Source organism: Erwinia pyri (genome assembly GCF_030758455.1).
Taxonomy (GTDB): domain Bacteria; phylum Pseudomonadota; class Gammaproteobacteria; order Enterobacterales; family Enterobacteriaceae; genus Erwinia; species Erwinia pyri.
Genome location: NZ_CP132353.1, coordinates 714,098 through 730,489, shown reverse-complemented (window position 1 = coordinate 730,489; position 16,392 = coordinate 714,098). Strand labels below are relative to the sequence as shown.

The following is a 16,392-nucleotide window of genomic DNA, read 5'->3' as shown; positions in this document are numbered from 1 at the left end:
CTTTCGCGGCAAAAAAACGATCGCTTACTGCCCATTTTGTACAATATCTTTAAGCATTGCTTCGCGAAGAATTTTGTTCAGGCGGGTTTGGTACCCTGGCCCACAATGTTCCAGCCATTGCAGGATATCGGCGTCAATCCTTACCGTTTTCTGTACTTTTTTGGGCTTATAAAATTGTCCGCGAACAGCTTCTTTCCAGAAACCTTCCTCCAGCTCCGGCACATCGCTGGTATCAATTTCATGCTCCTGCTTTGCCAGCAGATGCTTAATTTCTTCATCGCGTGTAGTCATATCTGGCATCTCCTTTGTAATAGGCTCTTTTCTCAGAGGGCAAAGCAGCTCGCGCAGAAATAATTCTGATCGCATCCTTTCTCTCGGTTGTTACCACTAACAAAATCAGACAGTTATCAACTTTACCCAGATGACGCCAGCGTTCCTCGCCGTAATAATTTTCACTGAGATCTTGTAGAGATAATATATCGGGATCGTGAAAAACTTCACAAGCCAGTTCGAAACTAACCTGATGTTTCAAACTATTTTGTCTGGCTTTATGCGTATCCCATTCATACAGGCATCCTGCCTGTTGATGAAAATAGTTCATCGCTCTTCCCTGAATTGTAGTGACAATTATGTCACTACACAATAGCGCATATTTTATCCAGTTTATCTTTGAAGCAGTAAATCTGGAAGCGTCCTCACACCGCAGGCTGAACCAGTAGCTGACCGGCAGAGCCGCGATCGGCCATTTCCAGCGTCTGGCTGTAATAGATAAACGGGAAATGGTCGGCTGAGGATTGCGTAAAGGAGACGAACAGCTCCACGGTGCCATCCACCCAGACGGTATCTTTCCAGCCGCGATCTTCCGCCATCGGCTGTGCGCCGTTAACGTTCTTGATCAGGAACATCACCCCCTGAATATGGAATGACTGCGGCAGATCCGCATGAATTATCCAGCGTTCATAAGTGCCCTGCTGCGCCTGCATGTCGATGCGCTCCATATCCCACAGCGCGCCGTTGATGCCCGGCAGCGAGTCGCCCAGGGTAAATTCACGCGTACGGCTGATGCTGCCGTCAATGACCTGATCCGCCAGCAAACGCATCGGCAGGTTATCGGTCACCAGCGGCAGCAGCCCGGTAGGACGAAGCGTCAGGATCAGGGTAGAGGTGAGAATGCTGGAAGGCTCAAACAGACCGCGCAGACGATCGACAATCCCTGCCGCCATCCCTGCGGTGATAGAGACTTCATCGCCCTGGCTCATATCCACCAGAATTTCCCGGCGTTCGCCCGGTGCCAGCGAGAGCTGATTAACCGCCACCGGAGCGGGTAAGAAGCCCTGATCGCTGGCGATAACGTTAAAGGGACGGTTGTCGCTCATTTGCAGCTGATAACGGCGCGAGTTGGAGGCGTTAAGCAAACGCAGACGCACCCAGCCACGGGAAACTTCAACAAACGGGTTCTGCACACCGTTTACCAACAGCGTATCCCCTACAAAACCGCCGCTGCCGGGCGGGTCATACTGCGGCGCGCCAAAGTTATCGAGACGTTTGTCCTGAATAATCAGCGGGAAGTCATCCACGCCGTAATGGTTAGGCACGGGCAGCGCCTTGCTGATCTCATCTTCCACCATCCACATCCCCGCCAGACCATTATAGACATGCGGCCCCATGCGATTTGGCGTGTTGGCGTGATACCAGCAGGTTGCCGCCGCCTGACGAATGGGCAATACGGGCGCCCAGTCCACCCCTGGCGACATCATTCTTGGCGCGCCACCGGAGAGCGCACCCGGAACCTGAAGTCCGCTGATGGTCATCGCCACGGACTCATTCAACCGGTTGCTGTAAATCAGCTTAACGTCATCGCCGCTCCAGACCCGCACCGTAGGCCCTAAATAGAGGCCGTTGATGCCCCAGACCTGCGCTTTATTGCCCTCGCCGGTAAAAGACCAGTGGCTGCGCTGCAACGTCAGAAAAATAGGCTGTCCACGACGAGACTCCACCAGCGGCGGAACCGGCAAAGGGGTACCCGGCCCGGCGGCAAGCGCATCGATCGGCAATGACCCCGCGCAAAGCGCGATCCCGGAAGCCTGAAGAAACTGACGTCGAGTGAATGACATAAAAACTCCGTAAGGCAAAACGCAACCCGGTTGCCGGACTGCTATCCATTTTTTTATGATTGTAAGGAGTGCTGGTTTGCCGGTCAGGCGACCGGCGAATACTATTTTTTATCCGCTGCTTCGCGTTCGGCCACTTCTGCGTTGAGCGCTTCCAGCTTCACCATCATTAATTCACGACAATGCGTGGCCAGCTTACGCACCGACTGATCGGCAAACGCAGCCGTATCGACCGGCGGCAGCATTTCAATAATCACATGACCGTTGTTAAGACGGTTAAGTTTTATCTTGTCGTGCGTATTAGAGACTACGATAGGAATGATCGGCACGCCAGCGGCTATAGCGGCATGGAAGGCGCCGGTTTTGAACGGCAGCAGGCCCCGCCCCCGGCTGCGTGTCCCTTCAGGAAACATCAAGAAAGAGATCTTCTTCTTTTTGAACTGTTCAATCAGTTCGCCAATCGTGCCGTGCGCTTTTGCTCGGTTATCGCGGTCTATCAGTAAGTTGCCGGTCAGCCAGTAGAGCAAACCAAAAAAAGGCACCCACAGCAGGGTTTTCTTACCCACGGTTACCGTAGTGGGCTGCACAATTTTGGCTGCGGTAATCATGTCGTAGTTATTCTGGTGGTTGGCGATGTAGATGGCGTTTGGGTAGTTATCCGCCCCTTCAGGCCGGCGCAGCTCTACCTTCAGACCAAACACGGTCGACAACTTACCAAAGAGATGGCCAAACGTGGCCACGTGGCGGGGATTACGTGGGCTGAACAGGCAATAAATGCAGCCGAACACACACACCAGTATTGAATAAATCACCACGATAAAAAAACGTATAATTGCGAGCATCACTTCCTCGTTATTGCTTTCAGACTCTCTGCAGGCTGTCGTTTGCTGAGCAGATGACAACCTGGCCGGAGGCAGGGCTTCGCGCCCTCTCCCCAGGTAACCGTTAAAGTATACCTGAATTAGGAAACAGACTGCGGCCAGCCAGCTTTGTAGCGGCTGGCCTGTGGTTACGCTTCGCTCTCACCCACAGGAGGCCTGGCCGGGCCGTCAACCTCAACCCGATCAATACGCTGCAGGCCACGTGGCAACAGCGTACCGCGACGCCCCCGCTCGGCACGGAATTTCTGCAACTCTTCCGGCTTCAGCGTCAGCTTACGTTTGCCAACGTGCAGCGTGACGGAGGTCTGAGGAGAGAGCAGCAGCAGCCAGGTGAGCGCATCCTCGCCAGAGGCGGCCTGAGCTGATGGGATCGAGATAATCTTGTTGCCTTTGCCTTTGGAGAGCTGCGGCAAATCCCCTACCGGGAACATCAGCATCCGGCCCGCCGCCGTTATCGCCAGCAGCAAATCGTCATCATGGTAGATCGCCATCGGCGTCAGCACTTTGGCGTTCTGCGGCAGGCTGAGCAGCGCTTTACCCGCGCGGTTACGGGAGACCAGGTCGCTAAAGGTACAGACGAATCCGTAACCCGCATCGGACGCCATCAGCAGTTTCTGGTCATCCGCCTCCATCAGCACCTGCTCCATGACGGCACCCGGCGGCGGCGTCAGCTTGCCGGTCAGCGGCTCGCCCTGCCCTCTTGCCGAAGGCAGCGTCAGCGGATCCAGCGTATAGCTGCGCCCGGTGGAGTCGATAAACGCCACCGGCTGATTGCTCTTGCCTCTGGCCGCCGCACGGAAGCTGTCGCCCGCTTTGTAACTCAGGCCGCCAGGGTCAATATCGTGGCCTTTGGCGCTGCGCACCCAGCCACTTTGCGACAGCACGATAGTCACCGGCTCAGAAGGCACCAGCTCGCTTTCGCTGATCGCTTTTGCCTCGCCACGTTCATGCAGCGGCGAGCGGCGGTCGTCGCCATAGGTGTCGCTGTCTGCCTGCAGCTCTTTCTTCAGCAACGTATTCATCTTGCGCTCTGAAGCCAGAATGCCCTGCAGGTTGTCACGCTCTTTCGCCAGCTCATCCTGCTCGCCGCGAATTTTCATCTCTTCCAGCTTGGCGAGATGGCGTAATTTCAGCTCAAGGATCGCTTCAGCCTGGGTTTCACTGATCGCAAAACGCGACATCAGTACCGGCTTCGGCTCATCCTCCGTGCGGATAATATGAATCACATCGTCAATGTTCAGGAATGCGACCAGCAAACCTTCAAGAATATGCAGGCGACGCAGCACTTTATCAAGACGATGCTGCAAACGGCGACGTACCGTATCACGTCGATAGACTAACCACTCGCTGAGGATCTCCAGCAGGTTTTTCACCGCCGGTCGGTTATCCAGGCCGATCATATTGAGGTTGATGCGGTAGCTTTTTTCCAGATCGGTGGTGGCGAACAGGTGGTTCATGACCTGGTCCATATCCACGCGGTTGGAACGCGGCACGATCACCAGCCGCGTTGGGTTTTCGTGGTTTGACTCATCGCGCAGATCTTCTACCATCGGCAGCTTTTTGTTGCGCATCTGCGCAGCAATCTGCTCCAGCACGCGGGCGCCGGAAACCTGATGCGGTAGCGCGGTGATCACCACGTCGCCATCTTCCCGCTTCCAGACCGCACGCATGCGCACGGAGCCACGTCCGCTCTGGTAAATTTTGCGGATTTCGTTGCGCGGCGTGATGATCTCCGCTTCGGTCGGATAGTCCGGCCCCTGGACGATATCCAGCAGCTCATCCAGCGTGGTTTTTGGCGAATCGATCAGCTTGATAGCGGCTTTTGCCACCTCGCGCAGGTTGTGCGGCGGAATATCCGTTGCCATACCTACCGCAATGCCGGTGGTGCCATTCAGCAGAATGTTCGGCAGGCGCGCAGGCAGCATCTTCGGCTCCTGCATCGTGCCGTCGAAGTTGGGAATATAGTCAACGGTGCCCTGCCCCAGCTCGCCCAGCAGCACTTCGGCATATTTAGAGAGGCGGGATTCCGTATAACGCATCGCCGCAAACGATTTAGGATCGTCCGGCGCACCCCAGTTTCCCTGGCCATCCACCAGCGGGTAGCGGTAGGAGAAAGGCTGCGCCATCAGCACCATCGCTTCGTAGCAGGCACTGTCGCCGTGAGGATGGTATTTACCCAGCACGTCACCCACGGTACGGGCAGATTTCTTAAATTTAGCGCTGTTGTTCAGCCCCAGTTCCGACATGGCATAGACAATACGGCGCTGAACGGGTTTTAAGCCATCGCCGATATAGGGCAGCGCGCGGTCCATGATGACGTACATGGAATAGTTGAGGTAGGCCTCTTCCGTAAACTTATGCAGGGCACGACGCTCTGCACCATCCTGCGTCAGGTCACTCATTACTCTTTATTCCTCACATCGCGGCGCATTCACCGCGCCACATCGGGGTCGTTTGGCGAGGATAGTACCTTATCAGGGCGGGTGCTGTCACAGGGTAGTGTGGCGGGAAAGGCGATTCAGGCGGAGGAGAAAGATCCTCCGCCTGTGCGCGCTATTTGCCTGATGCCAGCTTCCGGCAGAAACCGGTTAAGCCTTGCCATACTTATTGTTTATTTGGTGACGGCCAGCCACTGGCTGACAACCTGCTGATACTCGCCGGTGGCATTGCTCAGATGCAGCCACTGGTCGACATAGAGCTTCCAGCTCAGGTCGTCACGCGGCAGCATGTAGGCTTTCTCGCCATACTGCATCGGCTGCTCCGGGTTGACCGCGCACAGCTTCGGATAGTGCTTCTGCTGGAACAGCGCTTCAGAGGCGTCGGTAATCATCACGTCCGCCTTTTTATCCACTAACTGCTGGAAGATCGTGACGTTATCGTGGAACAGCGTCAGCTCAGCCTGCGGCAGATGGCTGTGAACAAACGCCTCGTTGGTGCCGCCCGCCGGTTCAATCAGCCGCACCGAAGGTTTGTTGATCTGTTCAACAGTACGGTATTTCGCCTTGTCGGCGCAGCGAACCAGCGGTATTTTTCCATCTGTGCCGAGCGGCGTGGCGAACCAGGCGGTTTGCTGACGCTTCAGCGTGACAGAAACGCCGCCGAGGGCGATATCGCACTGCTTGGCGAGGAAATCAGGCGTTAACGTTTTCCACGTTGTCGGCACCCATTTCACCTCTGCCCCCAGATTTTTCGCTAACGACTGCGCCATAGCCACATCGATGCCTTCATACTGCCCATCCGCGCGCAGAAAGGTATAAGGCTTGTAATCGCCGGTGGTGCATACCGTCAGCACTTTGCTTTGCAGCACCCGGTCCAGGTGTGACTGAGCGCTGGCGCCGCCCGCCACCAGCAGTAAGGCGGCAATCCCTGTTTTTATCATTGTTGTTGCTCCCATGGTGAAAGAGGATAAATCCTACCCTCTGCAGCCCCATTATTGCGCAGAAAGCAAAAGTGTTGTGATCACCAGCACATTTTTCTGCCCGGCTCTCGCGCGTAGACTGGCATTAATTTCATGAACTGGAGAAAACAGAGTATGAGCAAGATTTTTATCATTGATGCCGGAAAAACGTTCGCCCACTCCAAAGGCGAACTGAACCATACATTAACAGAAGTCGCCGCCTCTTTTTTACGTGATGCAGGCCACCAGGTTGATATCACCGTCGTTGACGAAGGGTATATCGTGGCGGATGAAGTACAGAAGTATCTGGCTGCGGATACCGTGATTTATCAGATGCCTGGCTGGTGGATGGGCGAGCCGTGGATCCTGAAAAAATATATTGATGAAGTGTTTACCGAAGGTCATGGCTCTCTGTATGCCAGCGATGGGCGTACCCGTTCAGATGCGGCCAAAAAATATGGCTCCGGCGGGCTGATTCAGGGCAAAAAATATATGCTTTCCCTGACATGGAATGCGCCTTTACAGGCTTTCACCGATCCGGAGCAATTTTTCGAAGGGGTGGGCGTGGATGGTCTCTATCTGCATTTCCATAAGGCTAATCAGTTCCTGGGCATGGAAGCTTTACCGACCTTTATCTGTAACGACGTGATCAAGCAGCCTGATATTCCTGCCGATATCGCACGCTATCGGACACATCTGAGCGAAATCTTTGCTTAACTAGTCAGACGACAATCTCATTAAGGAACGAGTATGCTCACCGTGATCGCTGAAATTTGCGTTAAGCCCGGCCGCCGTTCGGCCGTTATGCAGGCAATTGAGAAAGTGACACCAACGGTGTTGCAGGAAGAGGGTTGCGGCAGCTACCAGGCGCTGTTCGATCATCAGGCTCAGGTACCGTGGAAGCAAAACTCGCCCGACTCTATCTTTATGGTTGAGCACTGGGATTCCCTGCGCCATCTGGAGCAGCATCAGCAGGCTGCACATATGGAGCAGCATCGCACCAACATCAAAGATGATGTGGTGGACGTGAAGATTTTCGTGCTGGAACCGGCTAAATAAGCTGGGCCGGGGCGGCAGCGATGCCGCCCTGTCTGCGTTAATACCCTCTTTCACGGTTATAAAGCATCGGCAAAGGCTCTCCCAGACGATCGGCTTTAATAACCGCTATCACATGCTGCATTTTGGCTTGCGTGGAAATCAGTGAAGCGACATGGCCGGTGACAATCACGCCGGGATGACGCCATAAAGGATCGTCTGCAGGTAGCGGCTCCTCCGGAAAGACATCTAACACGGCCCCGCCGATCTGCCCACTATTTAGCCCGCGCAAAAGCGCATCGCTTTGTAACTGATGCCCACGCCCGACGTTGATGACAGCCGCCCCTTTGGGCAACTGCGCCAGCAAATCATCATTGATGATCCCACGAGTTTCCACCGTATCCGGTAGCAGATTCACCACAATATCGCTCTGTTTAAGCAGCGCCTGCAATCCTTTATCCCCGCTGTAGCACCCTGTACCGGGCACTGTTTTGGCCGAGCGTGACCAGCCGTTGACCCTGAAACCATTTGCCAGTAAACGCTGAGCGGCAAGGCTGCCTAACTGGCCCATTCCCAGAATCCCTATTGCGGTCTCACTGACCAGCCTGCCGGTAAGCGTGTTATCCCACCGCTGCTGCTGCTGCGCGTGAACAATCGCCGGGATCTGCCGCACCAGCATGTAGCATGCCATCACCACATAGTCCGCCATCCGTGCTGCGGTTTCTGATGTGACCATACGGGTGATGGGAATGTGCCGGGGAAGCGTGGTATCGCAGAGGATATGATCTACTCCAGCTCCTTCACTAAGAATGACCCTCAATGCAGGGAAGCTTGCCAGCCAGCCGCGCTCTGGCTTCCAGACGCAGGCATAGCGCACGCTTGCAGCATCGACAGAACGATCGTTCCATGCCGCGATGTGCAGATCGGGAAAGTGCGGCGAAAAAGAGTCTCTCCACTCTTCGATGCCCTTTTCCTCTACAAAATTAAGCAATAACGTCTCTTTCAGAAAGGGAAACCTTTTTCAGATGATAAGGCGACAGTTCTCTGGCGCCTGCGTCGTAATATTACTGGCTAAAAGCAGGGTTAATATTCTCCCTGAGGAGAATAGCTGTTTTCAGGCAGCAAATAATATTTTCCCTGTTACTCTTCGTTCAGTAACATCAATTAGCCACGTTTATTTATCACACCGGCTACGTAATTGGTGTCGCCGTTGAGGAAGCCATACCCGGCGGCATTAATTCTATGCTGCGGCAATAGTCCATAAAAAGCTGGGTTGGTCGCGTGGGATCATTATTTTTCAGATAAGCCATCACCAGCGTCGAGGCGGGCATATCGTCTTCAATTTCCATCTGCGCCAATTCTCCGCCATCGTAGGTCATTGTTGAACAGGGGCGCGTAACCAGCACCGAGAAGCCCAGCCCCTGACCGACCATACAACGCACCATTTCAATGGAAGGCGAACTGAATGCCACTTCCGGGTGATAGCCTTTATCTTTGAAAATATTAATGAAGTAATTTTTACTGGGCACCGCATCCAGCAAAATCATCGGTTCACCACTTAATTCCTGCAGGGTGACCACCCCTTTTTTTGCCAGCGGATGGTCTGCTGGCAGCAGCGCATAGGGCTTATGGGGTGCATTCAGCTCCTCTTTATGAATGGCGTTGCCCAGTTCCAGATCGTAGAGGAAAGCGAGATCAAAACGCCCGCGATGCAACCCATGCATCAGCTCATGCTGCTCACCGTCATTAAGCTGAATAGTGATATTCGGATATTTTTTTCTGAAGCCTGCTATTAACTTAGGCATATAGAGAGGCGCTGCCGACTCGAAACAGCCGACAGAGATCGTTCCTGAAACCATCTCATTTTCCGCCAGCGAGTTTTGCTCAAACTCGTAGGATAAACGCAGCAGATCTTTGGCTTTCTCATAAAAACGTCGTCCACCAGGCGTAAGTGAAACGCCCTGAGCATGATGACGAATAAAAAGCTGCTGATTGAAGGCGTCTTCCAGATTTTTGATGGCGATGGAAATGGAGGGTTGGGCGATATGCAATTTACGTGACGCTTCGGCGATGCTTTCGGTTTCAACTACCGTGACGAAATATTTAAGTTGCTTAAGGGTGAAATGCATCATAGTCGAATCATCTTATTACCAGTTACTTAAGGGTACTAAGTAAATTTTTAACTCAGTTAACAGACATTGCAATTATCATGCCACTGGAAAATCAGGCCCCGCCTTCTTTGGTGGATGTTTCATTCGGGATGTTTTCTCACTTCTTTTTTCTTATTTTTCCTGCTTATAAAATGTTGATTTCTGCTTTTCTTCCCCCTCTGCCTCATTTTGGTTCACTGGAGGCGCTATTTAAGTGCAGGCTGCCCATTTTTATCTGCTCTCCCTTATCCAGGCGTCAAAAAATAACGGGTAATGGCTGCCTGAACAGCAAAGAAAGGGAGGCATAGTTTTTTTTAATTCAGAGGCAAAAAAATTACTAATTGCCTCTTTTATCTGCCTGACTTCATAGTGGAGATGAACGTGAAATCCGCGGTTCAAAAATTTTTTGTTGCGCGACAGGCTTTTTTCTTTATTCGGTGAGCTAATTATCCATGACGTTTAACTGGAACTATATGTTCAGCCTGCTTAGCGATGCCAACTTCTGGCTGGCGACGTGGACCGTGATCAAACTCAGCCTGCTGACATGGGTGATCAGCATCATATTTGGCTTTGTTCTGGCGCTCTGTAAGCAGAGTAAAAACCCGTTCCTCAGCTTGCCGGCTCGTGCCTATATCTGGCTGTTCCGCAGCCTGCCGCTGCTGGTGCTGCTGATATTCGTTTACAACATGCCGCAGGCGTTTCCTGCCGCGTCCGCCGTACTGAGCGATCCTTTCTGGGCCGGCCTGTTCGCCCTGGTGATCTGCGAAAGCGCCTATATTGCGGAAATTCACCGTGGCGGTTTGCTCTCTATCCCTAAGGGACAGAGCGAAGCGGCCCGCGCGCTGGGATTGCGCTTTGCCGGGATCCAGTGGCGCATCGTGATCCCGCAGGCCTTACGGGTCGCGCTGCCCTCTCTGGCGAATGAATATATCTCTATCGTTAAGCTTACTTCGCTGGTGTCGGTGATCTCGCTGACGGAAATTTTAATGGTCGGCCAGCGCCTCTATTCGCAAAACTTTTTAGTGATGGAGACCATGGCCGCGGTCGCCTTCTACTATGTGCTGGTGGTGACGGTCTTCGACTATTTGCTGAAGTCGCTGGAACGCTATATGGACGTCACCCAGCGTAAAACCACCCGCGTCCCGGACGCCGCCATGCTGGAGATGGCTACACAGCAGCGCACCGTAATGGCCCGCACCTTTGCAGAGGATCACGGCCCGGCCCTTCAGGCCACCAAACTGCACAAAGCGTATAACAATGTTGAAGTGCTGGGCGCGGTCAGCCTGCAGATCCAGCCTGGCGAAGTGGTATCGGTCATTGGCCCATCCGGCTCCGGCAAAACCACGCTCATCCGCCTGCTGAACGGCCTGGAGCAGCTGGACAATGGCGAGATCAAAATCAACGGTCAGCGTTTTCTGCATCTGGAGCAAAAAGGGTCGCAAAAGCCCCGTTTTATTGAGAACGCCGAACATCGCCTGAACATTGGCATGGTATTCCAGAGCTTTAATCTGTTCCCGCACATGACGGTGATGAACAACCTGCTGATTGCGCCGCGTTATCACCGGCTGGCGCCGGTCAGCGAACTCAAACAGCATGCCTGCGAGCTGCTGCATAAAGTAGGCATGCTTGAGCATGCGTGGAAATTTCCACACCAGTTATCCGGCGGCCAGCAGCAGCGCGTGGCGATTGCCCGTGCGCTGATGATGCGCCCACAAATCATGCTGTTTGATGAACCCACTTCCGCCCTTGACCCTGAAAAGGTTAACGAAGTGCTCCAGGTAATTGAAACCCTGGCACAGGAAGGTATCACCATGATGATCGTCACCCATGAGATGAACTTCGCGTTCAAAGTCTCTGACCGAATTGTCTTTATGGAAAAAGGGCGTGTGGTCTGCGACGACGCGCCAGAGGCGCTGCGTAACGGCCACCATCCCCGCGTAGAGGCCTTCCTGAAGGATGTCTCGCTGGCTTAATCATTTTATTGCACAAGGGAAATACCATGATCGAACAATGGCAAATTGACCAGTTTCACCAACAGGGTTTCCTGGTCGTCGAAGATGTCCTCTCTGCAGAAGAGATTGCCGCGTTGCAGCATGACTTTGACCAGTGGGTTGAAGAGAGCCGCGCACAAACTGAAGCTTACGGCGAGACGCTGGACGGGCGTGCACGCTTTGATATGGAAGGCGATCACGCTCCCGATCACCCTTCACTTCGCCGCGTCAGCTCCCCTACCGAGATTTCGGCGGCGTATGAGCGGGCAGCGTTGCAGTCACGGATGGCCGCGATCACCGGTCAGCTGATTGGCGGCAGCGGCACCCGTTTCCACCACAGCAAAATCAATTCCAAGCTGCCGCATACCACCACCAAAGTGGAGTGGCACCAGGACTTCCTGTTCACGCCGCACAGCAATGACGACATTATCACCGCCTTACTGATGGTCAGTGAAGTCACGCCAGAGAACGGTCCGCTGAACGTGGTGCCGGGCAGCCATAAGGGGCCGCTGTGGTCACACTGGCAGAACGATCGCTTTACCGGCGCCGTGGATAAAACCGTGGTGGAAGAGCACTGCCAGCAGCCAGTGGCCTGTTTTGGCCCCGCTGGCTCGGTCTGCTTTATGCACACCCGCCTGCTGCATGCCTCCAGCCCGAACGAAACCGAGCTGCCGCGTACGCTCTTTATCAGCGTCTATGCTGCCGAAGACAGCCTGCCGTTTGGCGAGAATCCTCTGCCCAGCACGCATGCTGGCGTAATGGTGGCAGGCGAGGAAAGCGGTCTGATTCGTAGTACCGAAAATCAGTTGCGACTGCCGCAGAAACCCCGTGGTGCGTCGTTCTTCGTCCAACAGGCCGGTAAAGATCCTGCCGCTGCATAACTTTTCATTTCGTGGAGCCTCTATGAAGCCATTACGTTTTGCTGTCCGGCCTGTTGTTGGGGCGATAGCCGTCGCCACCGCCCTGACCTCGTTCAGTTCGCTGGCCTTTCTTCAGCCGGGTAAAATCACCGCCGGTTCGGATATGACCTTCTTCCCGTATGAATATATGGATCAGAATAAACCGGCCGGTTTTGATATTGAGTATCTGGACGGGTTAGCGAAAGTCATGGGGCGCAGCGCGGTCAATATTGATACGCGTTTCCCTAACCTTATTACCGGTCTGCAGGGCAACCGCTTTGATATCACCAACTCTTCCATGTACATCACGGCAGAGCGTCTGAAAGTGATCGATATGATCCCTTACCTGAAGAGCGGCGAAGCAATACTGGCGTTAAAAGGTGCGGATTATCAGCCTAAAAAACCTGAGGATTTCTGCGGCCATAAAATAGGATCGATGGGTGCCACCTCCTGGCTGCAACAGCTGCAGAAACTCTCCGCTGACTATTGCGTGAAGAAAGGACTGAAGCCTATCGCGCTGAGCGAATACACGACCGATCCGCAAACCACTCAGGCGCTGCTTTCTCATGCGGTTGAAGCGCAAATCACCGACGCCGCCGTAGCCCGTGGCGTGATCGACAAACTGGGCAGCCGCGTGGTGATCTCCTCTGACACGCTGATTTACCCGGTGCTGAATGGTTTTGGCGTGAAGAAAGGCAACGACGAAGTGAAGCAGGCGCTGATCGACGGGATCGAAAAGTTCAGCAAGACACCGGAATACGCCGAGCTGTTGCAGAAATATCACTTCCAGGCTCCGACGGCGGAAGAGATCAAAACCCTGATGCCTGCGCAGTAATTTCCCCCGGCGGGCCTGCTGCTGGCAGGCTCGCCACGTTTGAAAGAGACATTTATGGCACTCTCCTTTGAAGAACAGACGCGCGTTGATCTGGCCGCGACCTTCCGCATTATCGCCCATCTGGGGATGCACGAAGCGGTGGCAAACCACTTCAGCGCAGCGATTTCACCCGATGGTAAACAGTTCCTGCTCAACCCGAAGTGGAAACACTTCTCGCGCATCCGCGCCAGCGATCTGCTGCTGCTGAACGCGGATAATCCTGACGATGCCCGGCGGGATGATGTGGATGCAACGGCCTGGGCGATCCATGGCCAGGTTCATCAGCGCCTGCCGGAAGTGCGCGTTGTACTGCATCTCCATCCGGTTTACACCACCAGCGTGGCCTGCCTGGCTGACCCGCATATTCCGCCCATCGATCAAAATACCGCCCGCTATTTTAACCGTGTGGCAATTGATACGCTGTATGGCGGCATGGCTGATTCTGATGCAGAAGGGGCCCGCCTCGCCGGTCTGCTGGCGGGTAAAAGCCGTCTGCTGATGGGCAACCATGGCGTGATGATAACCGGGCAAAGCATTGGTGAAGCCTTTGATGACATCTGGACACTGGAGCGTGCCTGCCAGATCCTGGTCACGGCCTGGTCAACCGGTCAGCCGCTGAAAGTGTTGTCCGATCAAGTGGCGGAGAAAACCGCACAGGATTGGGAGGGCATTGCTGATTTCTCCCGCCAGCATTTTGAAGAGATGAAAGCGTTGATGATTCAGGCCGATCCTTCGCTGTTGGACTAAGTGAAGAAAGGTAAGAAAAAAGCCGTCGTCCCCCTGATGACGGCTTTTTTGCTCAGGCCCGCAGCCAGTCGCAGAGATTATTCATCATCTGCATACAGCGGTCGAGCTGCTGCTTGCTGATGAACTCATCGGGCTTGTGGCCCTGCTCCATGCTGCCAGGCCCACAAACCAGCGTGGCAATGCCGGCCTCATCAAACAGGCCACCTTCGGTGCCAAACGCGACGGTACGAAACTCTTCACTGCCGCTCCATTGCGCCAGCCATCTGGCAAACTCTGCCTGGGGCGGGGTCAGTAAACCGGGATAGTGGCTGAGCGGTGCAAACGTGATATCACTCGCCTGCGCCACCTGCTTCATCGATGGCAGCAGCGTGCGTTGAGCATACTCCTGAAGCTGAGCGGTGACATGCGTGATATCCGCACCCGGCAGGTAGCGGATTTCAAAGTCGAACTGGCAGTCCTGCGGCACAATATTCAGCGCCGTACCGCCCTGGATGGTTCCCACCTGGAGCGTGCTGTAAGGCGGATCGAACCGGCTGTCCTGCTGCTCTGCCAGCTGCTCGCCCAGTTGATCCAGGCGGTTGATCAGCTTCGCCGCACAGGCAATCGCGTTAACGCCGGAGGGTGCGTAAGCGGAATGGCAGGCATGACCGTGAACCTGACAACGCATGGCCAGTTTGCCCTTGTGGCCATAGACCGGGTGCATTTCCGTCGGTTCGCCGATGATACACATCGCAGGCTTTTCCACAGAAGCATTGAGCCAGGCCACCAGGCTTCTTACGCCCAGGCAGCCCACCTCTTCATCGTAGGAGAAAGCAAGATGCAGCGGCAGCTTCAGTGGCCGCGCCAGAAAACGATCCACCGAGGCCAGCATGCAGGCCAGAAAGCCCTTCATGTCCGTGCTGCCGCGGCCATAATAACGCCCCTCTTTTTCGGTCAGCGCAAACGGCGGAACGCTCCACGGCTGCCCGTCGACCGGCACCACATCGGTGTGGCCTGAAAGCATCACGCCGCCGTCACCGGCAGGCCCGATGCGGGCATAGAGATTAGCTTTGCGCCCCTCATTATCATGGAACAGCTGTGATTCGATGCCCCGCTCCGCCAGAAAATCCCGGATGAAGTGGATCATCGCAAGATTGGATTCACGGCTGGTGGTGTCAAAGGCGATCAGCGTCGCCAGCAGGCTTTTCAGTGAGTCACTCATCACCCGGCACACCGTAGCTGGGGGCCTCTCTCGGGTCGAGCGCACGCGTCACGTAAGCCTGCATCTGGGGTTCATAGGCTTGCCACAGGCTGTTGAGCTGCCCAACCGGATCTTCCTCTGCCCAGTCTATCCGCAGATCCACCACCGGCCAGGTGTAATCCTCCACCACTTTCACCGCAGCAGAATGCAGCGGGCCAGCTTCGCCGCCATGGTCGACGCCCGCCTGCAGAGCCTGAATCAGTCGCTCCGTCAGCTCACCGCTGGAGTGCGTAAAGGCTTCAACCATCGCAGTAATAACCGATTGACTGGCAAGCATATTTCCTGCTGCAACGCAGTTTTCGCCTTCCACGGCATGCCAGAGACCCAGCGTTTTGCCGCCGCTGAACACGGCCGTTTTTCCGGTAGAGTCGATCAAAGCTACCTGCCGGTACTCGCTGAAGCGGTCTTCCCCAAGTCCGGCTTTCATCGCCTGCTGCGCGCTTGCCCCGGACTCCAGGCTCGCCAGCATCTGCTGGCCCAGCGCCGGTAAGGTGATATTTTGACTGGAAACCGCGCCCACGCCCGCCTGAAGCCACGGGCATCGCGCGCCCACGGCAATGCTGGAGGAGCTGATAGCAATGCCTAACTGCCCCGTTTCCTCGCAGCGTGCTGTAATGGAAAGTGTCATGCTTTCTCCTCCGGGTTCCACTCATCAGGGATCACCGCGATCACGTCGATTTCCATCAGCCACTCTGGCTGAGCCAGCGCAGAGACCACCAGCCCGGTTGAGATAGGGAAGACGCCTTTCAGCCACTTGCCCACTTCACGATAGACCGCTTCGCGGTAGCGCGGGTCAGTGATGTAAGTGGTGGTTTTCACCACGTGGCTCAGGTCGCTTCCTGCCTCTTCAAGCAGCTGCTTAAGGTTTTTCATCGCCTGCTCCGCCTGGGCCCCCGGGTCGCCAAGCCCTACCAGGTTCCCCGCAAAATCCGTTCCCACCTGCCCCCGGACATAGACCGTATTACCGGCGCGTACCGCCTGACAAAGATCGTTATCCAGCGTCTGATTAGGGTAGGTTTCTTTGGTATTAAACATGCGAATACGGGTATGTGTCGGCATCTTGCTGC

At 54.9% G+C, this 16,392-nt stretch carries 17 protein-coding genes; 6 read left to right on the top strand and 11 right to left on the bottom strand.

Annotated elements, in window-relative coordinates; all coding sequences use genetic code 11:
- Positions 1-24: 24 nt before the first annotated feature.
- From Q3V30_RS03435 to Q3V30_RS03410, 6 genes are all read right to left on the bottom strand, one after another.
- Positions 25-300 (bottom strand): BrnA antitoxin family protein, encoded by a 276-nt coding sequence (locus tag Q3V30_RS03435; RefSeq protein WP_306210488.1) that lies wholly within the window; start codon positions 298-300, stop codon positions 25-27.
- Complete coding sequence (locus Q3V30_RS03430; RefSeq protein WP_306210487.1) at positions 275-601, bottom strand: BrnT family toxin; 327 nt, start codon at positions 599-601, stop codon at positions 275-277. The genes Q3V30_RS03435 and Q3V30_RS03430 overlap by 26 nt, the downstream gene beginning before the upstream one ends.
- Positions 602-695: 94 nt before the next feature.
- The gene (gene ftsP, locus Q3V30_RS03425) at positions 696-2,114 is read right to left on the bottom strand and encodes a cell division protein FtsP (RefSeq protein WP_306210485.1); all 1,419 of its coding nucleotides are present in this window, start codon (positions 2,112-2,114) and stop codon (positions 696-698) included.
- A 101-nt stretch (positions 2,115-2,215) separates the two neighbouring features.
- The gene (locus Q3V30_RS03420; protein ID WP_306210483.1) at positions 2,216-2,953 is read right to left on the bottom strand and encodes a 1-acylglycerol-3-phosphate O-acyltransferase; all 738 of its coding nucleotides are present in this window, start codon (positions 2,951-2,953) and stop codon (positions 2,216-2,218) included.
- A gap of 167 nt (positions 2,954-3,120) precedes the next feature.
- A complete protein-coding gene (parC, locus tag Q3V30_RS03415; protein ID WP_306210481.1) occupies positions 3,121-5,394 on the bottom strand; it encodes a DNA topoisomerase IV subunit A in 2,274 nt (757 codons plus the stop codon).
- Between the two features lie 209 nt (positions 5,395-5,603).
- Entirely contained in the window at positions 5,604-6,371 is a 768-nt protein-coding gene (locus tag Q3V30_RS03410; protein ID WP_306210479.1) for a transporter substrate-binding domain-containing protein, read from the bottom strand.
- 153 nt (positions 6,372-6,524) lie between these two features.
- On the opposite strand from Q3V30_RS03410, the gene Q3V30_RS03405 reads away from it, so the two are divergent.
- Both Q3V30_RS03405 and Q3V30_RS03400 read left to right on the top strand, forming a co-directional pair.
- Complete coding sequence (locus Q3V30_RS03405) at positions 6,525-7,106, top strand: NAD(P)H-dependent oxidoreductase (RefSeq protein ID WP_306210477.1); 582 nt, start codon at positions 6,525-6,527, stop codon at positions 7,104-7,106.
- A 33-nt stretch (positions 7,107-7,139) separates the two neighbouring features.
- Positions 7,140-7,448 carry a putative quinol monooxygenase gene (locus Q3V30_RS03400; RefSeq protein ID WP_306210475.1) on the top strand — a complete coding sequence of 103 codons (309 nt, stop codon included), beginning with the start codon at positions 7,140-7,142 and terminating at the stop codon, positions 7,446-7,448.
- A 37-nt stretch (positions 7,449-7,485) separates the two neighbouring features.
- Here the strand turns inward: Q3V30_RS03400 and Q3V30_RS03395 are convergent, their stop codons facing one another.
- Together Q3V30_RS03395 and Q3V30_RS03390 are read right to left on the bottom strand one after the other, a co-directional pair.
- Positions 7,486-8,415: a 2-hydroxyacid dehydrogenase gene (locus Q3V30_RS03395; RefSeq protein ID WP_306210473.1), complete on the bottom strand. Its 930-nt coding sequence runs from the start codon at positions 8,413-8,415 to the stop codon at positions 7,486-7,488.
- A 199-nt stretch (positions 8,416-8,614) separates the two neighbouring features.
- The gene (locus Q3V30_RS03390) at positions 8,615-9,556 is read right to left on the bottom strand and encodes a LysR substrate-binding domain-containing protein (RefSeq protein ID WP_306210471.1); all 942 of its coding nucleotides are present in this window, start codon (positions 9,554-9,556) and stop codon (positions 8,615-8,617) included.
- Positions 9,557-10,026: 470 nt separating this feature from the next.
- Here Q3V30_RS03390 and Q3V30_RS03385 point away from each other — a divergent pair, with 470 nt between their 5' ends.
- Genes Q3V30_RS03385 through Q3V30_RS03370 form a run of 4 tightly spaced genes read left to right on the top strand, consistent with a single transcriptional unit; the run spans position 10,027 to position 14,085 of the window.
- Positions 10,027-11,547 (top strand): amino acid ABC transporter permease/ATP-binding protein, encoded by a 1,521-nt coding sequence (locus Q3V30_RS03385; RefSeq protein WP_306210469.1) that lies wholly within the window; start codon positions 10,027-10,029, stop codon positions 11,545-11,547.
- 26 nt (positions 11,548-11,573) lie between these two features.
- Positions 11,574-12,446 carry a phytanoyl-CoA dioxygenase family protein gene (locus Q3V30_RS03380; RefSeq protein WP_306210467.1) on the top strand — a complete coding sequence of 291 codons (873 nt, stop codon included), beginning with the start codon at positions 11,574-11,576 and terminating at the stop codon, positions 12,444-12,446.
- Between the two features lie 22 nt (positions 12,447-12,468).
- Positions 12,469-13,299: a transporter substrate-binding domain-containing protein gene (locus Q3V30_RS03375; protein WP_306210465.1), complete on the top strand. Its 831-nt coding sequence runs from the start codon at positions 12,469-12,471 to the stop codon at positions 13,297-13,299.
- 54 nt (positions 13,300-13,353) lie between these two features.
- Complete coding sequence (locus Q3V30_RS03370) at positions 13,354-14,085, top strand: class II aldolase and adducin N-terminal domain-containing protein (RefSeq protein ID WP_306210463.1); 732 nt, start codon at positions 13,354-13,356, stop codon at positions 14,083-14,085.
- A 52-nt stretch (positions 14,086-14,137) separates the two neighbouring features.
- On the opposite strand, the gene argE is transcribed toward Q3V30_RS03370, so the two are convergent.
- The 3 genes from argE to Q3V30_RS03355 are packed head-to-tail and all read right to left on the bottom strand — an operon-like array spanning position 14,138 to position 16,384.
- Positions 14,138-15,286, bottom strand: coding sequence for an acetylornithine deacetylase (gene argE, locus Q3V30_RS03365; RefSeq protein ID WP_306210461.1), 1,149 nt, complete (start codon positions 15,284-15,286; stop codon positions 14,138-14,140).
- Positions 15,279-15,953 carry a DUF1028 domain-containing protein gene (locus Q3V30_RS03360; RefSeq protein WP_306210459.1) on the bottom strand — a complete coding sequence of 225 codons (675 nt, stop codon included), beginning with the start codon at positions 15,951-15,953 and terminating at the stop codon, positions 15,279-15,281. Before Q3V30_RS03360 ends, argE begins: the two co-directional genes overlap by 8 nt.
- Positions 15,950-16,384 (bottom strand): RidA family protein, encoded by a 435-nt coding sequence (locus Q3V30_RS03355; protein WP_306210457.1) that lies wholly within the window; start codon positions 16,382-16,384, stop codon positions 15,950-15,952. The genes Q3V30_RS03360 and Q3V30_RS03355 overlap by 4 nt, the downstream gene beginning before the upstream one ends.
- Positions 16,385-16,392: the final 8 nt, after the last annotated feature.